The following is a 21,562-nucleotide window of genomic DNA, read 5'->3' on the forward strand; positions in this document are numbered from 1 at the left end:
ATCCTTTGCCTCTTCAACTATGAAGTCAGTAACTGTTCCATATAGGGATTTAACCATTTCTTATGCGGATCCAATTCACGTCTTAAACGCATAAAATCATCCCATTTGGGGTATAAATGTCTCAGTTGCTGCGCACCCAATGAGTGTAATTTACCCCAATGTGGTCGACCGCCATATTTCAGAAAAATCGGCTCCACCAAATCAAAAATTAAAGCGTAATCTTGCTTATAAAATTGATGGATTGAGATAGACACCGAATCACGTTCAAAAAAAGGACTCAACCAAATATCATCAGCGCGTACATAACGGAACTCAATGGGGAAAAATACAGGTGCTTTTTGACGTTTTAATACCGTCATGATTTCCTGAAAACATTCTAGTCCGCGATCAACAGGTAACTGATATTCCATTTCATTAAAACGAGTAGCACGTGCACTTGGGAATAATCGCGTAGACCAATCCACAACGGTACTCGGTTGAATTGCAACATTGAGTAAGCGCTGCAAATATGGATTGAGTAATGGACATAATCGTGTCAGCTCAGAGCAAAGATGCAAAATAAAATCTTCATCTATCCAGGTTTTTTTTCGCTCCTGAATATCCTCTAAAGTTTCATCCAAAGTTTTTAAAATCACGTCCTGAGCATGGATAAAAGCAAAAAATTCGACATGTCGATGTTGATGTTTCCATTGGTCAATAGACTGATAAATCTCTGACAATGGAGATAGACGAATTTGTTCTTTGAGCCGATACATCGGGCGATTTTGTAGTTGGATTTTGGTCATTACACCAAAACTACCGAGTGCCACCCGCCCCGCCGCAAAAATATCTGTATGCTGCGTTGGATTGCACTGCAAAAGGCTGCCATCAGCCGTTAACAACTCAAAACCAGACACAAAAGCAGATAAACACGGCAGTTCAATACCTGTACCATGCGTACCTGTGGCAATCGCACCACCTAAAGATTGCTGATCGATATCCCCTTGATTCATTAAGGCTTGATCGACAACTGCAAGCTTTTCTCCTAGATCAAATAAGCGTGTACCTGCATAAAACTCACTTTGATAATGCTCGGCATCATGATTCAACATGCCTTTTAGATGATCTAATGACACCAAGACATCATTCGTCTTAGCTAAAGCACTAAATGAATGCCCTGCACCAACCACACGAACTTTAGGATACATGTCTGTAATTTGCTTTAGCGTATCTATGTGGTGCGGGTAAAAAATTTGCGGGTGTGATTGTTGTGATCCCGACCAATTTGACCATAATACATGTTGATCACTTGTCATTATTCTAATCCTTTGCCCCGCCGCTTATACGTGGAGGCCATACTTCTTTTTCTTGTTATTTCAATGGTTGTTTAAGCTTGAATAATGCTTTATAGAGACGGCTTAAGTCAATTTGATTGTCTATAGATATTTGTTAAAACCACAGTTTATATAGGGCACGGGTAGCGTTGTATTTGAACTAGAAAATAAACTTCAATGTGTGCTTAATCCTATCCAAGACCAGATGAAGTGTTGATTCACCCCGTTTACGAGTTATCGACTAAAGCATAACTGTGTCTTTCAATAAATACCCATATATTTAGAGTAATTACACAAAAATATCATGGAGTAGAATAATGGTCAGTGCATACGACGATTTACCACGTACACCAGCCAACTTTGTTGCCTTGTCCCCTTTACGTTATCTCGAGCGCGCGGCTTATATCTACCCTCAGCAAGATGCCATTATCCATGGCAATCGCCATATTTCTTGGCGTGAAACCTATCAACGTTGCCGCCAATTTGCATCACAACTACAACAGCTTGGCGTAGCTAAAAACGATACTGTTTCCACGCTTTTACCCAATATCCCTGCCATGATTGAAGCGCATTTTGCTGTTCCGATGGCAGGTGCAGTACTCAATACTTTAAATACTCGACTAGATGCAAAAACCATTGCGTTTATGCTTGAACATGCGGAAAGTAAAGTCCTTTTAGTCGATCCTGAATTTGCAGATTTAGCTCAAGAAGCCTTGGCACTCTTAGATCAAGAGATCTATGTCATTGATGTTGCGGATAGCGAATATGACGGCGTGTCTCGCACCATTGGTCAAATTGAATATGAAACATGGATTGCACAAGGGAATGCAGAATTTGAATGGCATTTACCACAAGATGAATGGGATGCGATCAGTTTAAGTTACACCTCAGGTACGACAGGTAGTCCAAAAGGTGTGGTTTATCATCACCGTGGTGCTTATATCAATGCAGCAAGTAATATCATTGCCTGCGGTATGCGTCCACGTGCAACTTATTTGTGGACACTACCCCTGTTCCACTGCAATGGCTGGTGTTTTGGTTGGACCATGGCAGCCAATGGCGGCACTAATATCTGTTTACGTAAAGTTGATCCTGAGTTGATCTATCAATTGATTGCCAAACATAAAGTTGATTATTTCTGTGGTGCGCCAATCGTTCTATCAATGCTGATCAACACCCCTGAAGAGAAAAAAGTACCATTTGACCATCCTGTCGAAGTCATGGTGGCTGGTGCTGCACCTCCAGCGGCCATTATTGAAGGCATGCGTCGTCAAGGCATTAATGTCACTCATGTCTATGGTCTGACAGAAACTTATGGTCCATCTGCCCTCTGTGCTTCACAAGCAGGTTGGTCTGATTTATCTATTCAGGAACAGGCACAATTGCATTCACGCCAAGGTGTACCGTATCCATTACAAGATGGTATGAAGGTGCTTGATCCTGAGACCATGCAGGAAGTGCCACATGATGGTCAAACTATGGGTGAAATCATGTTCCGCGGCAATATTGTAATGAAGGGTTATCTGAAAAATCCTCAAGCTACAGAGGAAGCCTTTGCCGGTGGCTGGTTCCATACTGGTGATTTGGCGGTCTGCCAACCTGATGGTTATGCCAAAATTACCGACCGCTCTAAAGATGTGATTATTTCAGGAGGTGAAAATATTTCATCGCTTGAAGTGGAAGAAGTACTGTATCAACACCCTGCAATTCTAACTGCAGCTGTGGTTGCTAAACCTGACCCACGCTGGCAAGAAGTTCCATGTGCGTTTATTGAGCTCAAGCAAGGGATGCAAGCCACGGAAGAAGAAATTATTGCCTTCTGTCGCGAGCATTTAGCACGCTTTAAAGTACCAAAAGATGTGGTCATTACTGAAATTCCAAAAACGTCGACCGGTAAGCTGCAAAAATTTGTCTTACGTGACTGGGCAAAAGAACGTTCCCAAGGTGAATTTAGCTAATTACTGTAAACATAAAAAAAGCCATGACGTATCATGGCTTTTTTATTCATTCAATTTTAGTTGATATTGTCGATCAACATTGCATCGCCATAACTAAAGAAGCGATATTTGCTTTCAACTGCATGATGATAAACATTCAAAATATTGTCACGATTTGACAATGCAGACACCAACATCAAAAGCGTAGATTCAGGTAAATGGAAGTTGGTAATTAAACGGTCAACCACTTTAAACTCATAACCTGGGTAGATAAAGATTTGGGTATCCCCTGTCCAGCCTTTAAGTTCACCACCATTGGCTTGTGCTGCACTTTCAGTTGCACGTGTTGCAGTTGTACCTACCGCAATCACTTTATTGCCACGTTCTTTAGTCGCTTTAATCAATGCCATTGATTCATCAGACACTTGGCACCATTCGCTGTGCATAATGTGATTTTCAATATCATTGGTACGTACAGGTAAGAAGGTACCTGCACCAACATGCAAAGTGACAAACGTTTTTTGAATGCCTTTTTCATCCAACTTTTGCAGTAATGCTTCATCAAAATGCAAACTTGCTGTTGGCGCTGCAACACTGGCAATTTTGGTCGGGTCATTGAATACGGTTTGATAACGCTCAGTATCAATATCTTCCGCTTCACGGTTGAAGTAAGGTGGAATTGGCAAAGCACCGTATTTATCCAAAACATCTAGAATCGGTTGAGAAAATTCAACAATAAATAGATTTTCATGGCGACCTTGAACCGTCACTTTGACTTCATCAGGACCAATGAACAATTCAGCACCGGCTTTAGGCGTGTTGCTGGCTTTAATATGGCAGTGTGCGATACGTTGATCCATCATACGTTCAACCAAGACTTCAACAGCACCACCCGATGCACGTTTGCCTTTTAAACGCGCTTTCATCACTTTGGTGTCATTCAACACCAATAAATCACCTTCATCTAACAAGTCTAAAATGTCAGTAAAATGATGGTCATGGTATTGACCGTTAGCATCTAGATAAAGCAGACGCGATGCACTACGAGTTTCAAGTGGGTAACGAGCAATCAGCTCATCTGGGAGATCAAAGTTAAAATCAGAAAGTTGCATGACGATTTACAATAAAAAAAACTGCGCCTAGTATAAACTTTTTTCCTTTTTATGGCTGAAATTGCCTAGTTTTGCTTCAAAAAATTAAGAGTTGTTTTAAAATTAAGCAAATGCAATTGTTCTGCGTTGACAAGTTTTTGAAACAGGGTAATATAGCTCCCATCCCGAGGTGGTGAAATTGGTAGACGCGGTGGATTCAAAATCCACTATCAGAGATGATGTGTCGGTTCGAGTCCGACCCTCGGGACCAGTTAACGAAAAGCCCTTAAGCACTATAAGACTTAAGGGCTTTTTTATTGTCTTAAACAATAACTTAGAACAAATTTCCGTATTATCTATTTAATTACATTAGCTATCCTTCAGGTGGTCACTTCGTAAAATGAGCACCTAAATAAGCACCTAAACGTGAATTTGGGTACTCATGGTATAATTCTCTAGCTAAAGACTGAATCGCCACAGATTTTATAGACACCTTTTATTTTATATCCACGCTTTCGATTCGCATAAATTTATAAATATTACGGTCTTCTGCTCTCGACCTTGCTCAACTGTATCTATTATGATCAGGTTTTCATCAAAATTATTTCGATTTTACAATAACAAATTCTAAGGAAGATAACGTGCCTATTGATGCAGTTCTCCACTCTATTCATCTGCGTCGTAAGAAAAATGCGGTGGTTTTTCGCAATATTGATCGACTTTGGGATTTAGCAAGAACCGCTCAAAGTCATCAAGACCTGCTCGATGGTTTGCACCCTTGGAATGCGTCTACTACTTTAAAATTTGAAAATACGCTGCCTATATTTCTTGCAGGATTTGGCTTCCTGCAAATGCTGAGCCTAATCATTGCACCAGCGAACATTTGGTTTCAACTCAATTTTGGAATGGGTTGTTTCATGCTGTTTTGGGCTTACTTGGTTTATGAAACCAAACAACCCATACAGGATGTGATTCTCCATTTAGAAGAAACAGCACTCTCTAAAAAATATGCACTTCAGTTTGATCAACAACCTCAATATCTAAATGTAAAGTTCAACACCTTACAATTTATCGGTCATCTTAAACGTCTGTTCCCCATTTTTGACCGTGGCACACTGAGTAATGAAATTAATCGCTTTGCCAGTACGGTTTGGGAAGATGAATCAGGCCAAAAGCATGATCTCGTTATTTTTCAATATCACTATATTGATGAACTACAAATTCGAGATAAAAACGGCGATCGTGTGACGGTTAAGGAAATCCATAAAGATCTTTGGGGCGTGTTTGTCTTTAATATTGAAACCCAAGGTCTAGCCGTCACCACCAATAATCGTAAGTTTTATTATCCCTATACCTCTCCTTGGCACAGCAGTGATATTCAGGCCAATCAAAGACTTAAATTCTATGGCACAGATTCACTGCAAACCGCCAAAATGATGAGTCCTGGTTTTGTCTTAAGATTGACTGAATTCTTCCACGACCGACAAGGTGATTTGCTGTTTCATCCTGAACAGCGTGTCATGTGTTACTTAGGTCCGCATGACTTATTTAAAGTCAGCAGTCGTCAAAAACAGATTACGGATATTTCGACATTGCGTGGACATTTAAGAACGTTTAAATTAGCAGAATTAGAGCGATTACAAAGTGCGCTCCTCACATTTTTAAAATAACGATTGATATGAGTATAACCCTATGGGATTTTTAATTTTTTTTGTCATACCTGTTTGCATCATCATTGCCATTATCTTTATACGTAATAGCATTGTTCGTCATCATAATGCCACGGTACGTGCATGGTCAGATGTTGCAAGTTATGAACGTCAAAAATTAAAAATTCTAGATGGCTTACAACCTTTGGTCGAGCAATATTCAAGTTTTGAGAAAGGCACACTTGAGAAAGTGACTGAACTGCGTCAAAACATTATGAATCTTAATTTAAATAATACTGATGTATCCCAACTACAAAAAATTGAAAGTCTGAATCAGGAATTGATGCGCAGCCTTAACCTTGTCATTGAAAATTATCCTGAGTTAAAAGCTAATGAAATTTATTTAAAAATGATGAATGAAATTGAAGAACAAAATGAAAATGTAGGCGCTGCCATCACAATTTTTAACCGCAACGTTGAGCTGTTTAATAATCAGATTCAGATTTTCCCACACAATATTATTAATAATATGTTGTTACGCAAAAAAGCAGTACGCCCGTTTCGCGATCAAACTGCTATGCAAAGTTTTGATTATCGACCAAATTTTTAAAATTCAAACAATTCGTGTAAGCTAAAAAGAATAACAACGGACATTCAGAATCTTTTAATTTCTCTGAATGCTCAGATTAAAAATATATAAAGAATAAAAACGATGCTGACACATATTGATGCCTTAAAAGATTTATTGGTGGAAAGCTTTTTAACGCTCTATCAGCGCTATCAACAAGATGAAATCTACGCGTGCTGTCTGATTCTGAACGATTTTCTCTTGATTGAAGATTTAGCTATTTCCACCGAGCAAAGTATTTTCAATGATCAGGAAGACCGCAAACAGTATTTAGCCGAACACGATCGCTGGAATGTCAGTAAGTGGCGTTATCGTGCGCAAACGACCAATGAGCAGCATCTTAAAAGTGCCCGTACGTTGCTGACAGAATATTTCCAAAGCCAATATCGTTTGAGTGCAGGCATACAGCATGAAAGCCATTTGACCCTGATCATCAATCGTTTTAACGCGGCCATTGATACGCTTAAAGATCAGCATAGAATTGATCCGACAAAGCTCATTTTTTTGTCAGTTTGCCTACGCATAAAAAAATAGACATCGAATCTGCAAATTTACTCAATAAAGATAGTCATTTATTACGTCAATTTTTAGCGAGTAAAACTCATAAAAGAGTTCAATCACCTCTTAGCCGACCTAAACTTTCTCAATCTGACAAAGACATCCTGATTGATCTTGCACAAATGGTCGAAGTCGAGCCTTATGACTATTTACAGGTGGCACATCAAGCCTACTTACTTACGCTGGAACCTTACTTTGTAGATATCAATATCTATATCAAAAAGTTAATTGAGAATATTGCAGCCATGGCATTTGAAACGGATGGTAGCTGTGCAATGACAAAACAAGAGATATTACAGCGACTTGAGCAATTCCATCATCAAGCAGAGCCTATTTTTTCAGATATTCCAATCTGAATTATGGAGAAGAAATTTACAGAGTTACTTCACTACAATGCTAGCGTTTAAAGCAGGAATCAAGGAAAATAACGCGTTTTAGCATTAGCAATCAGCGAACTGTTTTTTCGCCTCGATTTGGAACTCTTATGAAGTTTGAAAAATTAGCGCAGTCTGGTCGTGCTCGTCGCGGTCGTCTGACTTTAGAACATGGTGTGGTTGAAACGCCCATGTTCATGCCTGTAGGTACTTACGGCACAGTGAAAGGTGTTTTACCCCGGGATATTAAAGAGATCAAATCTCAAGTGATTTTGGGTAATACCTTCCATTTATATCTACGCCCAGGTTTAGATGTCATTCGTGAACACGGCGGTCTACACCAGTTTATGAAATGGAATAACCCGATTCTGACCGATTCAGGCGGTTTCCAAGTCTTTAGTTTAGGTGCAATGCGTAAGATTAAAGAAGAAGGTGTTACTTTCCGCTCTCCAATTGATGGTTCAAAAGTCTTTTTATCACCAGAAATTTCGATGGATATTCAACATACGTTGAACTCTGACATCGTGATGATTTTTGATGAATGTACACCTTACCCAGCCACTCACGAAGAAGCGCAAAAATCTTTGCAGCTCTCACTTCGCTGGGCGAAACGCTGTAAAACCCAACATCATGACGTTCTAAAAAACCATAATGCCCTATTCGGTATTATCCAAGGCGGCATGTATGAAGACCTTCGTGATGAATCACTCAATGGTCTAAAAGAAATTGGTTTTGATGGCTATGCAATTGGCGGTTTATCGGTTGGTGAACCAAAAGAAGAAATGATCAAGGTGCTTGATTATCTTCCGAACAAAATGCCAGAAGACAAGCCGCGTTATTTGATGGGCGTTGGTAAGCCTGAAGATATCGTGGAAGCGGTGCGCCGTGGTGTCGATATGTTCGACTGTGTGATGCCAACACGTAATGCACGTAACGGTCATTATTTTGTGACTGGCGGTTTAGTTCGTATTCGTAATGCGAAATATCGTCATGACCAAAGCCCATTGGATGCTGAGTGCGATTGCTACACTTGCCAAAACTTTACCCGTTCTTATTTGTTCCATCTTGAGAAATGTGGTGAAATGCTAGGCTCTATGCTCGGTACGATTCATAACCTACGTTATTACTTACGTCTGACTGAAGCAATGCGTGATGCACTGGATAACGGTACATTTGATGAATTTGTGAAAGACTTTTATGCACGCCGTGGTCAAGAAGTACCGCCTTGCCCTGAAGATTAATCTTTCAGCATTTGCACTGTCTAAAAAGACCATGTAAATTGCAGAACAAGTCTATGATTTATCAATTCGTTGATAACCTGTTTTTTTAGTTTAGGAAAATCTAATGAGCCTATTTATTTCAACTGCTCACGCTGCAGGTGAAGCTGCACAACAACCAAGCTTAATCGCAAACTTAGGTATGATTGCTGTCTTTATCGCAATCTTCTACTTCTTGATCTGGCGTCCACAATCAAAACGCGCTAAAGAACACCGTGCTTTAATTGAAAGCCTTGGTGTTGGTAGCGAAGTTGTGTTCGCAGGTGGCTTGATGGGTAAAATCACAAAAATTGAAGGTGATTTTGCAGTGGTTGAATTGAGTCGTGGCGTTGAAGTTAAAGTACAACGTGCAAGTGTGATTTCAGTTCTTCCTGAAGGCACTTTAAATAACATTTAATCAAAAGAAGTCGTGCTCTCGCACGGCTTTTTCATTTTAAGAAGAAAACAAATGCGTTACCCAGCATGGAAATATGTACTGATCCTTGTGGTACTCGTGATCAGTACTTTATATGCCCTGCCAAGTTTGTATCCAGATGAACCTGCTGTTCAGATTTCAGGTGCCAAAGCTGGTACTCAAATTGATGCAAGCATCGTACAAAAAGCAGAGCAAATTTTAAAAACTGAAAATATTGCCAGTCATGACAATAGCTTTGGTAACAACGCTGCATTATTACGTGTTGATTCAAGTGAATCGCAACTTAAAGCCAAAGAAGCTTTACGTCGTGGTTTAGGTGATGATTATGTTGTAGCGTTAAACCTTGCACCAACAACCCCAGAATGGCTACAAAAAATTGGTGCTAAACCAATGAAGCTCGGTCTGGACTTACGTGGTGGTGTTCACTTCTTGCTTGAAGTGGATATGGACAAAGCCATTGCTCAACGTTTAGAAACATCAGCAACTGACCTTCGTCGTCAATTGCGCGATAACAATCTTAAATTTAACAGTCTGTCATTGAACAACAACACCATTACTTTGCAGTTTGCAAACAATGATGACCGTTCAGCAGTGATGGACTTTTTACGTCGTAACGGCAATGAATATACACAACAAGCTGTAGCGACTGAGTCTGGTTCAACTTTACGTTTGAACTATACCGACGTACGTAAACAAGAAATTGAATCGTATGCTGTTAACCAAAACTTAACTACTCTACGTAACCGTATTAACGAACTCGGTGTAGCTGAAGCATTGGTACAAACCCAAGGTAGCAACCGTATTGTGGTTGAATTACCGGGTGTTCAAGATACTGCAGAAGCAAAACGTGTCCTTGGTCGTACAGCGAACTTAGAGTTCCGTTTGGTTTCTGACCTAAACGATCAAAGTATTGACCCGTACACAGGTCAAGTCAAAACCCCGACTCCTGCGGGCACAGAAGCATTTGCGTATGAGTCTTTGGACAGTGGTCGTCAACTTCTGTTGAACCGTACCCGTATTTTGACAGGTGAACGTGTTCAAAATGCATCAAGTGGTTTTAGCCAAGACACGGGTGGTGCTGAAGTAAACATTACGTTGGACAGCGCTGGCGGTAAGCTAATGTCAGATGCAACACGTAATGCTGTCGGCAAACGCATGGCGGTATTGTTCATTGAGAACAAACAAAAAATTAGCTATGTGACTGACCCTGAAACAGGTGCACAAGTTGAAGTACGTACACCGTATACCGAATCTGTGGTGATTAATGCTGCAACAATTCAAGCAGTATTAGGCTCAAGCTTCCGTATTACAGGTCTAGATTCACCACAAGAAGCAGCGGAACTTGCATTGATGCTTCGTGCAGGTGCTTTGGCGGCTCCAATGTACTTTGTTGAAGAACGTGTCATTGGTCCAAGTCTAGGCCAAGAAAACATTGATAAAGGTGTACTTTCAACTCAGATTGGTTTCTTGCTCGTTGCGATCTGGATGGTGGTGTTCTTCCGTGTGTTTGGTCTGATTGCTAACTTTGCCTTGGTCGTGAACTTAGCCATGATCTTAACCGTGATGTCGTGGATTGGCGCGTCACTGACCTTGCCAGGTATTGCCGGGATCGTGATCACGATTGGTATGGCGGTCGATGCCAACGTACTGATCTGTGAGCGAATACGGGAAGAAATGAAATGGGGTGCTTCACCGAAACAAGCGATTGTCGCGGGTTATGAACGTGCCTATAACACCATTTTCGACTCGAACTTAACCACATTCTTAGTGGCGTTTATTCTATTCGCCATTGGTACAGGTCCGATCAAAGGCTTTGCTGTTACTTTGATGATTGGTATTGTCTGCTCGATGTTCACAGCGATTACTGTAACTCGTGCGATCGTACAAATCATTTACGGCAAAAAACGTAACTTGAAAAAGTTGAGCATTTAGGAGATCCATGATGACTGAAAATACTCAACTCGATTCAAACAAATACGGCCGTCCTGATGAGCGTGTAATTCCGTTCATGAAGATTGCGCTACCTGCAGCAATTTTTTCAATTATCTTGACGCTTGGTAGTATCTTCTTTATCGCAACAAAAGGTCTAAACCTCGGCTTAGACTTTACCGGCGGTGTTTCCGCTGAGCTGAATTATACCCAGCCGGTTAAACCTGAAGATGTTACACAAGCCTTAGCCAAAGCTGGCTTTAAAGATGCTGTGGTGCAAACCCTCGGCTCTGACCGTGACCTTATGGTACGTATGCCTGTTCAGGAAGATGAACCTGCGGAAGATCTGACTAAAGATATTACTGCTGCGGTTCAGTTACCGAATAATGCAGCACAAGTGCCGAAAGTCGATGTGGTCGGTGGTCAAGTCGGTAATGAGCTTTATGTTCGTTCTGCGGGTGCCGTTGCCCTTGCCCTACTCTTGATGCTGGTTTACGTGACCATTCGTTTCGAGTTTAAACTGGCAATGGGTGCAGTACTGTCATTGTTCCACGATATCGTGGTGACCATTGGTATTTTTGCCATGATGCAATGGCCATTTGACTTGACTGTTCTCGCTGCAGTATTGGCGATTATCGGTTTCTCACTCAACGATAACATCGTGGTATCTGACCGTATCCGTGAGAACTTCCGTAAGATTCGTGGTGCTGAACCTGTTGAAATCATTAACATTGCGTTAACTGAAACCTTACGTCGTACCATTCATACCTCGATGACATTATTACTTGTTGTTGTCGCGATGATGATTATGGGCGGTGACGGTCTGAAATGGTTCTCTATTGCAATGTTTATTGGTGTATTCGTTGGTACTTACTCATCGATCTACATCGGTACAGCCTTCGCTTTATGGCGTGGTCTAAACCGTCAAGACTTCATTGTTCAAGTGAAGCCTGAATTTGATGAAGAAAATGAAATTCCATAATTTCATCTTTTAGATTCAAGCATAAAAAAGCCCATCAACTGATGGGCTTTGTTGCACTCTAATTTTAAGGACTGACAATCGCAACGATACGATCAATCTTTTTAATATCATCCTGATTAAGCTGAATCTTTCGTTTTCCATCCAAACTTTGGAATGCAACGTATTTGTCATCCTGATGCATAAATGTCAAAAAAAGTTGATAACCATTACTGAGATACACACAGCTACGATCTTGATCTTTAAGCTCTGCCGCTTGTTCACAAATCACCAAACTCGCTGCAGGAATAATCGGTTGATAGATAGTTGAGCTCATCTCAATTAAATAATGCGTATTGTTCAAGTTTAGAATGGAGATCGAACCTAAATCAAAGGCTTTCCGTTGTAATTGAAACAGTTCGGACTCAATTGTCTTCATACCATAACAGGCAACTGTCACAGTTTGACCCTCAGATACATCGAGATCTTTCTGATCTAAACTGCCTTTTTTAAGTGCTAATTTTTGTTCTAATTCTCGTGCTGCTTTTTCACCTATTTGCTTTTTAGTATTGAGTAATTGTGCAATATAGGTCGGTTCGATCTCAAAATATTCACACATCGCCTTACCTGTTTCAAAGCGTTTTGAAGCAATCCAATGATCAATCAATTTGGATAAATTTTCCCGCCTTAAATCAAATAATGCTGTCGCTGACATGCGAATAACATCCCTCTCATTTTATTTATGCATCTACATTACAATAAAAAAGCCCACATGAATATGTGAGCTTTTTTTTTAAAATGGCTTTAATTTTAACTGCCTTGAACCAGTCGACGTGCGCTAATAATGCCGGGCTGTTGCTCTAGACGTGCTAACAGTTTAGATAACTGTGCTAAGCCTTTTACTTCAATTAACAGTTTCATATTGGCAATACCATCTGCCTCAGAAATTGTATTAACCTGACGAATATTAATTTGATCTGAGAAGATAACTTGGGTTAAATCTTTCAACAGACCACGACGGTCGTATGCTTCCACCACAATCTGAACACTTTGACCACGAGTTGGCTGCATCTCCCAATCGGCTTCCACCGCGCGCTCAGGCTCTTGAGAAATCATGCGAACATAGTCAGGACACGCGACCTTATGGATACTTACACCACGGTTTAAGGTGATGTAACCTGCGATCGATTCACCATGTACAGGCTGACAGCACTGAGCGATGTGAAGCTCAACGTTATCCAAACCATCAATCAAAATACCATGTGCAGACAATGTATGGCTTGCACGTGGGTTCAATGTCGGTTTTAACACCAGCTCAGGTTCATCCTGATCAAGGTGCATATGACGGTTTACTTGATTGATTAAGGCATGTAGACTGATATCGCCATTGACGATCCCAATCAGAATATCTTCACCCGTTTTGACATTAAAGTGACTGCAATAGTCGCCTAAATCGATAGATTTCGGGTGAATCGCCAAACGTGAAAGTTCTTTATTGAGAATCTCACGTCCCACTTCCAAGTTCTTACTGCGGTCTTGCTGACGGAACCAATGGCGTAACTTGTCACGTGCGCGTGCAGTCTTAATATAACCAAGCGAATTCACCAACCAGTCACGGTTTGGCTCACGATCTTTCTTGGTTAAAATCTCAACTTGCTCACCTGTTTTTAAGGTATAAGTCAGCGGTACATAACGTTGGTTAACCCGTGCTGCATAGCACTTGTTCCCCACTTCCGTATGTACGTGATAAGCAAAGTCTAAAACCGTAGAACCACGTGGTAATTCTTTAATATCACCATCACGACTGAACACATAAATCTTTTCAAAGCTTTCAAAGTCCGGTACCTGTTCATAGGTTTCCAAATCTTCTTCGGCTTTATGTACGTTGGTATCACTACGTTCTTGATAATGCTCAAGTACAGCACGAAGTGAATGTAAGCGATGATTAAAGGAATGATCCGTGGTTTTCGCACCTTCTTTATAATTAAAGTGCGAACATACCCCAAGCTCAGCTTCGTTATGCATTGAATAAGTACGAATCTGAACTTCAAGTGATTTATTTTCGGCAATCACCGCAGTATGCAATGAGCGATAACCATTGGCTTTCGGGTTAGTAATATAGTCATCAAACTGATGTGGAATATGACGCCAAATTTGATGCACGATCCCTAAAGTGTGATAACACTCAGGTACACCTTTGACCAAAACACGTAAAGCACGAATGTCATAAAGCTGATCGAAGCTTAAATTCTTGCTTTTCATTTTTCGATAAATCGAATAAATGTGTTTCACCCGGCCATTTATCTCGGCTTCAATGCCGTGACTGGCTAACTCATCACGCAACTTATCGATTACGAATTGAATGTATTGCTCACGCTCCAAGCGCTTTTCATTCAGTAAAGATGCAATTTCTTTATAGCGGTCAGGGGCTAAATAACGGAACGCTAAATCTTCAAGCTCCCATTTAAGCTGTGCGATCCCTAAACGATGCGCCAATGGCGAATAGATGGTTAAAATTTCGCGAGCCACACGTTCCTGACGTTCACGTGAAGAACTGGTCAATTCACGTAAAGTATAGGTACGTTCTGCAAGCTTGATTAATACAACACGAACATCTTCAGTTACGGCAATCAGCATTTTGTAAATGCCTGACAGATGTTCACGTTGGTTATTATTAAAGTGATCTTCTAAACGTTTATTTTGCTCAATCAGTTCAGACAGCTTACCCATCGCCAAAGTACCTTTGACGAGGTTATGGACATTCTCACCGAATTTTTCCAAGACTTCTGCTAGAGGCATCACGCCTTCGCGCACGGAACGGTACAGCATTGCCGCAGATAAAGTATCTTCATCTACATGTAAATGCGCAAGAATATCTGCCATCTCAATACCGGTATAAAAGGTATTGGAACGATGTTCAACCGTAGATTCTAATTCACGTTGCAAGGTTAAATGCGCAACTTCTTCGAGCTGCTTCAAAGGTGCATCGTCTAATATGCCACGAACACGATCTAACCATTCGGTTAAATCATGATGAGCTTGTTCGGCATGCTCTACAGTCGTCTCCTGCGACAACTCATTGAGTCGCCCAGGGAGTTGCTCACGTACTGTGACCATACCCATCTCCTACTTTTATATACATCATTACTTTAATCGTTTATACAATCTTGTTTTTCGAACAGTGCTATCGATTCCACATGTGCGGTATGGGTAAACATATCCATCACACCCGCTTTACTGAGTCGATAACCTTGTTGTACCAAGAGCCCAGCATCTCTGGCAAGGGTCGCTGGGTTACATGATACATAAACGATTCTTTTTGCACCAAATTTAGGCAAATATTGCATCACCTCTTCCGCACCTGAGCGCGGTGGATCAATTAACAAAGCATCAAATGCTTGTTTTGCCCAACTATGTTGCGAAAAATCTTGTGTTAAGTCTTGTGAATAAAATGTGACGTTAGCTAAGCCATTGTTTTTGGCATTTTCCGCACCACGCTGGACCATTTCTTCACTTCCCTCAACAGCCACCACTTGACCAGTCGCACCAACACGACGCGCTAGTGGTAATGAGAAATTTCCTAAGCCACAGAAAAGATCAAGAACACGTTCACCTGATTGTAGGTCTAGCAAATCACATGCCAATCGCACCATTTGAGGGTTAATCGTTGAATTGACTTGGGTAAAGTCTAAAGGGTTAAAACCGAATTCAACATTAAAATCATCTAAACGGTAATGGAGTCGAGATGCTTGGTTTGGCTGATCTACTCGTGATAAATCGCTTTTACCTGCAGATTGAATATAGAGCTGCCACCCTTTACTTAACGTAAATGCTCGCAATTGGTTGACATCTTCAGCAGATAATTCGGCTGTTTCACGAACCAATAGCGAAATCTCTTGATCGCCCATAGCCAATTCTATATGACCAATGTCTGCCTTACCATTTAGACTTTGGATCAATTGTTTAAGACGTGTAACAGAACCAAACTGCTCATCTAAAATCATACAACAATCAATAGAGGTCAATTTATTCGATTGGCTTTCACGGAAACCGACCACCAATTTGTCATTATGCGGCAAGTAACGTACGCCAATACGGGCTTTACGGCGGTAATCTTCACGCGTTGATCGCAGTGGCGCTAACCATTCTTCAGGTTGAATTCCAGCAAAATGCTGTAAATGAGACTGTAAAACCTGTTGTTTATGCACAATCTGTGCATCTGCATCCACATGCTGCATATTACAGCCACCACAAATACCGTAGTGTGGACATTTCGGCTCAACACGAATATCTGATGGTTCACTTAATAGTGCAACGCTATCGGCTTCTTCAAGTTTTTTAACCACATTGGTAATGCGTGCACGTACCGTTTCACCCGGTAATGCATAGCGGATAAAGACTTTTTTACCGTGTTTTTCGACAGGATGATCTGGATGTGAACCATAGTGAGCAATGCCACGTCCCTCATGCGAAAGTGATTCAACTTGAAAAATATACTCAGGTTGTTGCGTTGGGCGTGGTTTAGCTCGATGTTTCATGAAAACCTAATCTGTGGGAGTGGGAAAATCAAATTGCGTAAATGCTGTCTGACGTGAGGTTTCACGCCACACCGCCAAAAATTCCGCATGTTGCGGTTGAGTGTGTAAATACTGAATCGTACTTTGTACCAAGTGCTGATAGTCAGGAAGTAATAACTGTCCTTTCAACAAAAGCCAGCGAATGTAGACCAACCAAGTATTTAAAACATCACCTTCACAGTAGCTGGTGAGTTTTGTCCATTCCTGATTGCGGACATATTCAGGCACATGGTAGCCACCATCACCGCGCTTACCGGGATAACCCAATAAATGCGCCACATCATCAAGTTTTTGAAAATGACGTGCATGGAACATGGCCATGACATCCATTAAATCGACATGACGCTGGTGGTAACGATTCTGATAGTTATTATAACGCTTTTGCGTATCAATTTCGCCCTGATCAAACAAACTCGGTGCAGACAGTCCGTGATACATGGCACGATACAAAATAACCGGCAAATCAAATTGTGAACCATTCCAACTTACAAGCGTTGGATGGCGCTTATCAAAAATAGACAGGAATTTTTTTAAAATTTCAGCTTCAGAATGCTGTTCACGGCTAAATGAAAACAGCTTCATGCCCTGCTCATCAATCCACATTCCTGAAATACAGACAATTTCATGCAGCGGTAAACGCTGAAAATCTGTGCCTGATTCCTGACGGCGTAATTTGGTGAGTGCCTGATCAAGTGAAGCTTCAGGCAAATCCAGACCAAACAAATGCGCGCCTGATTTTAGATCGGTTTGGGTTTCAATATCGAAAGTTAAAACAGGCAAGCGCATAAGCGATCTCAAATAATTATTCAGGGTCTTCTACAGAGAATAAACCAGTTGATAAGTAACGGTCACCTCGGTCACAAACAATACATACAATCACAGCATCAGGATGCTGTTCTGCAAGTTTAATAGATGCCCATACTGCACCACCTGAAGAGACACCCGCGCTAATCCCTTCTTGACGTGCAAGACGGCGCGCTGTTTTTTCTGCTTCAATTTGTGGGATATCCATAATTTGATCAACACGAGACGGATCAAAAATGGTTGGAAGATATTCTTTTGGCCAACGGCGAATACCTGCGATATTTGAACCTTCAGAGGGCTGTAAACCGACAATTTGAATCTCAGGATTTTTTTCTTTTAGGTATTTAGAAATACCCATGATAGTTCCTGTGGTGCCCATTGAACTCACAAAGTGAGTGATTTTTCCACCTGTTTGTTCCCAAATTTCAGGACCAGTCGTCAAATAATGTGCTTCAACATTGTCTGGGTTACCAAACTGATTGAGTACCAAGCCAATACCGTCTTGCTGCATTTGCAGCGCCATATCACGCGCTTGTTCCATATTTTCAGATTCAATCAATTCAGCACCGTAAGCACGCATGGCATCCTTACGCTCTTGACTCGAGCTGGCTGGCATAATGAGTTTCATCTTATAGCCACGCATGGCAGCAACCATGGCAAGTGCAATCCCGGTATTTCCGCTCGTCGCCTCAATTAAAGTATCACCCGGTTTAATTTGCCCGCGTTTTTCTGCTTGCATAATCATGTTATATGCTGGGCGGTCTTTCACCGAACCCGCTGGGTTATTACCTTCAAGTTTTGCTAAAACTGTCGCTTGAGTGTGACTTGCAAGACGCTGTAAACGCACAAGCGGTGTTTTACCGACAAAATGGTCTAACAGGTATTCGTCTTTTTTGAAATCAGGATTTGTATTACTCATTATTTGCACCTATATCGAGGTGCGGCTATTGTATGAAAAAATGCCTTTGCCTGCACTCATTTGCACCAGCTTTTTCCAAAGTCCGTTTATTTTATCATCAGCACCTGAATCCAAAGTTCAGCAATTCATCTATATATCTTGAGATATCCTTGCTTAGATAAAACGTTGAAGCTTAGAGCTATCATCATTTTGATGCAGCAATTCTTTTAAGCTCAAACACAGTTTAGTATTTGCTGTAAATACCACGAAAATCATTGATGAAATTTTAACTGATGATTTAAAGCATGCTAATATGCGGGCATAGGGAAAACGCTGCTTAAATCATGTCGAATATCAATAAAAAGCTGTTTAAACGTCTACACTTAAATCACGCTTATGGACAGCTGATTGCACTTATTTTCGTGCCGATTATGATTTTGGCATTCGTGGGTGCCATGTTGGTGACCTCTGAAACTTCCAATGCAGCACGTGCCCAACAAAAACAAATGGCGATTGCGATTTTAACGCGCTTTCAAAGCACAGCCGAATCTGCATTACAAATCGTCAAAGATTACCCTTGGCAGTACGAGCAAGCCCGTATTGCCATGCAAAATATGCTCAATGAGAAGCATTTAATTCGTGCAGGCGTGGTCGATCTTAAAGGTGTTAATCGTTTAAGTATTGGTTATCAAGATCAAGCTCCTTGGCCAAAATTCAATACCAATGCCTCATTTATCGGTCCTATTCTGCACGATAAAAATCATATTTATGCCATTCACATTAATGAGAACACCAATAGCCCAGGTTGGTTTGCCGTTGAAATTGATAATCAGCCTTTAGAAATCGCACGTTACCGTGTTCTGATTGTGCTCGTTGCCACAGGCCTGCTGACGCTCTTATTACTTCTACTCTGTTTGAATTTTTATTCTCGTCGTTGGATTGCCCCAATGTACGAGATTCGCATGCAGCTACAACGCCTAAATGCCGACACCTTAGATCAGCATATGGTGATTAACAGTACTGGAGAACTGCGCTTATTACAGCGTGATATTGCCAATGTAGTGAAGCGTCTGCATTTCAGCTTTTTAGAATTACGCGAACACACGGAACAAACTGAGGACGATTTAAGACGAACACTAGATACGCTTGAAGTGCAAAACATTACTTATCGTCAAGCCCGTGACCAAGCAATTTCTGCCAACCAAGCCAAGTCGGTTTTTCTTGCCAATATTTCCCATGAACTTCGAACACCTTTAAATAGTATCGACGGTTTTATCCATTTATTACTACGTCAGGGCAATCTAAGTAACGAACAACGTTTATACCTACAAACCATTCGTAAATCTTCAGCGCATCTTTTGGCACTGATCAATGATGTTTTAGATTTTTCTAAAATTGATGCAGGTAAACTTGAACTCGAAACCGCACCGTTTGATCTGGAAGAAGCGATTTTCGATGTCATGGATATGCTCTCTCCGCTTGCCGCACAAAAGCATATTGATATGGCGTTCTACTATGCTGATAACGTGCCGAAATATGTCATTGGCGATGCACTGCGCTTTAAACAGATTCTGACCAACTTAATTTCCAATGCGATTAAATTCACCCCTGATGGTGAAATTATTGTGCGTGTGCGTATGGAACATGACGATATTGGTCAATGTCTACTGCACTTTAGCGTACAGGACAGTGGTATTGGCTTAAGCGGCACCGATCGTAAAAAGCTGTTTGAATCCTTCTCTCAAGGGGATACTTCAGTAACGCGTCAATTTGGTGGAACAGGTTTAGGTCTTGCAATCTCCAAACAACTGGTCAGTTTGATGCATGGTCAAATTGGCTTTGAAGATAACCAAGAACGCGCACCAACAGAAAAAGGGTCAACATTCTGGTTTACTGCACAGTTTACAACCAATGATGATGAACTGATTGAACATCCGGACTTTAATGATTTAACTGTTGTCTCTTATTTGGCGCATCCTGCAACAGCAAATGTTTTACGTCATTACTTGGAAAATTATCGCGTACAGCACACCGAGACATCATCAATTCTGGATTTATTCAGTCGCTTGAATCATTTGCAGCATAGTGAAAATACATGGCTGATTGTCGATCATAGTGGTGATACTGAAGCCCTACTGACTGAAATCCGCCTGCGTTATAGTGGCAATATTGCAGTTTACGGCTATCAGATGGCACTTGATCCAAATATGCTCAATGAACATCGTGCACGTCCATTGCATCAACCACTTAGCCGTAGCGCCTTGATTCAACTATTAAGCAATCAACCAATCTTTGAACAGGATGTACATGAAGACTTTAATGGACAGGGTCTACATATTTTAGCGATCGATGACCATTTACCGAACTTAATTGTGCTGGAAGCATTATTAGGTGAACTCAATGTCAAAACCACTAAAGCAACCAGTGGACAAGAAGCGATTGATATTATTCAAAACCGTTATGAAAAAGGTTTAACGGCTTTTGATCTAGTCTTTATGGATATTCAAATGCCTGTGATGTCAGGTATTGATACCACACGTGCCATCCGTTCACTTGAATCAACGTTTGAAAATCATCGTCGTCTACCGATTATTGCCCTGACAGCTCATGCCCTGTCCGATGAAAAACAAAAATTGCTGCAAGGCGGTATGGATGATTATGTTACCAAGCCGATTCAGATTGAACAGATTATTCAAATTTTGACACAGTGGACGACCGAGAACTTTAAAAAGATCCCTGTCCTAGAACGTGCGAATGTGATTGATGCACTAGATACCTCAATTATTGATTGGCAACAAAGTTTGCAACTCGCTGCCAATAAAGAAGACTTGGCTGTGGATTTATTACGGATGTTGCTCGACAGTTTTGAAACTGAATTAAATGAGATGCAAGAATTGATTGAAGTGGAAGACTTCCCTCAACTTGAACATGTACTACACCGTTTATATGGTGCAACACGCTATGTCGGTGTGCCAAGTCTACAAAAAGTCTCTGGTGATTTTGAGCAATTTGTTTCAACCCTACGTAAAGAACGCCGTAAAGCCGATGATGCCTTTATGACAGAGGTGGCTAAACGCTTCGATGAACTTAAAACTGTGATTGATCAAGTGAAGCAAGCAGCTACACAAATTTTAAATCAGCACAGTGTATAAGA

At 41.0% G+C, this 21,562-nt stretch carries 17 protein-coding genes and 1 tRNA gene; 11 read left to right on the forward strand and 7 right to left on the reverse strand.

Annotation, left to right across the window (positions count from 1 at the left end):
* Window positions 1-17: 17 nt before the first annotated feature.
* Window positions 18-1,295: a D-arabinono-1,4-lactone oxidase gene (locus A3K93_RS09930; protein WP_067731090.1), complete on the reverse strand. Its 1,278-nt coding sequence runs from the start codon at window positions 1,293-1,295 to the stop codon at window positions 18-20.
* Window positions 1,296-1,630: 335 nt separating this feature from the next.
* On the opposite strand from A3K93_RS09930, the gene A3K93_RS09935 reads away from it, so the two are divergent.
* Entirely contained in the window at window positions 1,631-3,271 is a 1,641-nt protein-coding gene (locus A3K93_RS09935) for an acyl-CoA synthetase (RefSeq protein WP_067731091.1), read from the forward strand.
* A 56-nt stretch (window positions 3,272-3,327) separates the two neighbouring features.
* Here the strand turns inward: A3K93_RS09935 and queA are convergent, their stop codons facing one another.
* Complete coding sequence (gene queA / locus A3K93_RS09940) at window positions 3,328-4,362, reverse strand: tRNA preQ1(34) S-adenosylmethionine ribosyltransferase-isomerase QueA (RefSeq protein ID WP_067731092.1); 1,035 nt, start codon at window positions 4,360-4,362, stop codon at window positions 3,328-3,330.
* Between the two features lie 163 nt (window positions 4,363-4,525).
* Here queA and A3K93_RS09945 point away from each other — a divergent pair.
* The 9 genes from A3K93_RS09945 to secF all read left to right on the forward strand — a co-directional run bounded on the left by A3K93_RS09945 (window position 4,526) and on the right by secF (window position 12,153).
* Window positions 4,526-4,612: transfer RNA gene (locus A3K93_RS09945), tRNA-Leu, on the forward strand.
* 370 nt (window positions 4,613-4,982) lie between these two features.
* Window positions 4,983-6,011: a hypothetical protein gene (locus tag A3K93_RS09950; RefSeq protein WP_067731093.1), complete on the forward strand. Its 1,029-nt coding sequence runs from the start codon at window positions 4,983-4,985 to the stop codon at window positions 6,009-6,011.
* 22 nt (window positions 6,012-6,033) lie between these two features.
* On the forward strand, window positions 6,034-6,600 hold the full coding sequence (locus A3K93_RS09955; RefSeq protein ID WP_067731094.1) for a LemA family protein: 567 nt from the start codon (window positions 6,034-6,036) through the stop codon (window positions 6,598-6,600).
* A gap of 102 nt (window positions 6,601-6,702) precedes the next feature.
* Window positions 6,703-7,152 (forward strand): DUF4303 domain-containing protein, encoded by a 450-nt coding sequence (locus tag A3K93_RS15125; RefSeq protein ID WP_335622335.1) that lies wholly within the window; start codon window positions 6,703-6,705, stop codon window positions 7,150-7,152.
* Entirely contained in the window at window positions 7,131-7,532 is a 402-nt protein-coding gene (locus A3K93_RS15130) for a hypothetical protein (protein WP_335622336.1), read from the forward strand. The genes A3K93_RS15125 and A3K93_RS15130 overlap by 22 nt, the downstream gene beginning before the upstream one ends.
* A gap of 128 nt (window positions 7,533-7,660) precedes the next feature.
* Complete coding sequence (gene tgt, locus A3K93_RS09965) at window positions 7,661-8,791, forward strand: tRNA guanosine(34) transglycosylase Tgt (RefSeq protein ID WP_067731095.1); 1,131 nt, start codon at window positions 7,661-7,663, stop codon at window positions 8,789-8,791.
* Window positions 8,792-8,894: 103 nt separating this feature from the next.
* Window positions 8,895-9,224 carry a preprotein translocase subunit YajC gene (gene yajC / locus A3K93_RS09970; protein ID WP_067731096.1) on the forward strand — a complete coding sequence of 110 codons (330 nt, stop codon included), beginning with the start codon at window positions 8,895-8,897 and terminating at the stop codon, window positions 9,222-9,224.
* Between the two features lie 51 nt (window positions 9,225-9,275).
* Complete coding sequence (gene secD, locus A3K93_RS09975; protein ID WP_067731097.1) at window positions 9,276-11,174, forward strand: protein translocase subunit SecD; 1,899 nt, start codon at window positions 9,276-9,278, stop codon at window positions 11,172-11,174.
* A gap of 7 nt (window positions 11,175-11,181) precedes the next feature.
* Window positions 11,182-12,153: a protein translocase subunit SecF gene (gene secF / locus A3K93_RS09980; RefSeq protein ID WP_171255067.1), complete on the forward strand. Its 972-nt coding sequence runs from the start codon at window positions 11,182-11,184 to the stop codon at window positions 12,151-12,153.
* 64 nt (window positions 12,154-12,217) lie between these two features.
* Here secF and A3K93_RS09985 read toward each other — a convergent pair whose 3' ends face one another.
* The 5 genes from A3K93_RS09985 to cysM form a co-directional block, all read right to left on the reverse strand.
* Window positions 12,218-12,844, reverse strand: a complete 627-nt coding sequence (locus A3K93_RS09985; RefSeq protein ID WP_067731099.1) for a hypothetical protein — start codon at window positions 12,842-12,844, stop codon at window positions 12,218-12,220.
* A gap of 95 nt (window positions 12,845-12,939) precedes the next feature.
* A complete protein-coding gene (locus tag A3K93_RS09990; protein WP_067731100.1) occupies window positions 12,940-15,246 on the reverse strand; it encodes a RelA/SpoT family protein in 2,307 nt (768 codons plus the stop codon).
* Window positions 15,247-15,278: 32 nt separating this feature from the next.
* Window positions 15,279-16,667, reverse strand: a complete 1,389-nt coding sequence (gene rlmD, locus A3K93_RS09995) for a 23S rRNA (uracil(1939)-C(5))-methyltransferase RlmD (protein WP_067731101.1) — start codon at window positions 16,665-16,667, stop codon at window positions 15,279-15,281.
* 6 nt (window positions 16,668-16,673) lie between these two features.
* Window positions 16,674-17,492 carry a 3'-5' exonuclease gene (locus A3K93_RS10000; protein ID WP_067731102.1) on the reverse strand — a complete coding sequence of 273 codons (819 nt, stop codon included), beginning with the start codon at window positions 17,490-17,492 and terminating at the stop codon, window positions 16,674-16,676.
* A 16-nt stretch (window positions 17,493-17,508) separates the two neighbouring features.
* A complete protein-coding gene (gene cysM, locus A3K93_RS10005) occupies window positions 17,509-18,429 on the reverse strand; it encodes a cysteine synthase CysM (protein ID WP_067731103.1) in 921 nt (306 codons plus the stop codon).
* A 323-nt stretch (window positions 18,430-18,752) separates the two neighbouring features.
* Between cysM and A3K93_RS10010 the strand changes: the two genes are divergently transcribed.
* Window positions 18,753-21,560: a GacS-like sensor histidine kinase gene (locus tag A3K93_RS10010; protein WP_067731104.1), complete on the forward strand. Its 2,808-nt coding sequence runs from the start codon at window positions 18,753-18,755 to the stop codon at window positions 21,558-21,560.
* The last annotated feature ends 2 nt before the right edge of the window (window positions 21,561-21,562 follow it).

It is taken from the genome of Acinetobacter sp. NCu2D-2 (assembly GCF_001647675.1).
GTDB lineage: Bacteria > Pseudomonadota > Gammaproteobacteria > Pseudomonadales > Moraxellaceae > Acinetobacter.

Coding starts and splice junctions, on each gene's coding strand:
- tgt (WP_067731095.1), top strand. CDS start 7,661: ATGAAGTTTGAAAAATTAGCGCAGTCTGGTCGTGCTCGTCGCGGTCGT.
- A3K93_RS10000 (WP_067731102.1), bottom strand. CDS start 17,492: ATGCGCTTGCCTGTTTTAACTTTCGATATTGAAACCCAAACCGATCTA.
- yajC (WP_067731096.1), top strand. CDS start 8,895: ATGAGCCTATTTATTTCAACTGCTCACGCTGCAGGTGAAGCTGCACAA.
- A3K93_RS09930 (WP_067731090.1), bottom strand. CDS start 1,295: ATGACAAGTGATCAACATGTATTATGGTCAAATTGGTCGGGATCACAA.
- A3K93_RS10010 (WP_067731104.1), top strand. CDS start 18,753: ATGTCGAATATCAATAAAAAGCTGTTTAAACGTCTACACTTAAATCAC.
- A3K93_RS09935 (WP_067731091.1), top strand. CDS start 1,631: ATGGTCAGTGCATACGACGATTTACCACGTACACCAGCCAACTTTGTT.
- queA (WP_067731092.1), bottom strand. CDS start 4,362: ATGCAACTTTCTGATTTTAACTTTGATCTCCCAGATGAGCTGATTGCT.
- A3K93_RS09985 (WP_067731099.1), bottom strand. CDS start 12,844: ATGTCAGCGACAGCATTATTTGATTTAAGGCGGGAAAATTTATCCAAA.
- secD (WP_067731097.1), top strand. CDS start 9,276: ATGCGTTACCCAGCATGGAAATATGTACTGATCCTTGTGGTACTCGTG.
- rlmD (WP_067731101.1), bottom strand. CDS start 16,667: ATGAAACATCGAGCTAAACCACGCCCAACGCAACAACCTGAGTATATT.
- A3K93_RS15125 (WP_335622335.1), top strand. CDS start 6,703: ATGCTGACACATATTGATGCCTTAAAAGATTTATTGGTGGAAAGCTTT.
- A3K93_RS09955 (WP_067731094.1), top strand. CDS start 6,034: ATGGGATTTTTAATTTTTTTTGTCATACCTGTTTGCATCATCATTGCC.
- cysM (WP_067731103.1), bottom strand. CDS start 18,429: ATGAGTAATACAAATCCTGATTTCAAAAAAGACGAATACCTGTTAGAC.
- secF (WP_171255067.1), top strand. CDS start 11,182: ATGATGACTGAAAATACTCAACTCGATTCAAACAAATACGGCCGTCCT.
- A3K93_RS09990 (WP_067731100.1), bottom strand. CDS start 15,246: ATGGTCACAGTACGTGAGCAACTCCCTGGGCGACTCAATGAGTTGTCG.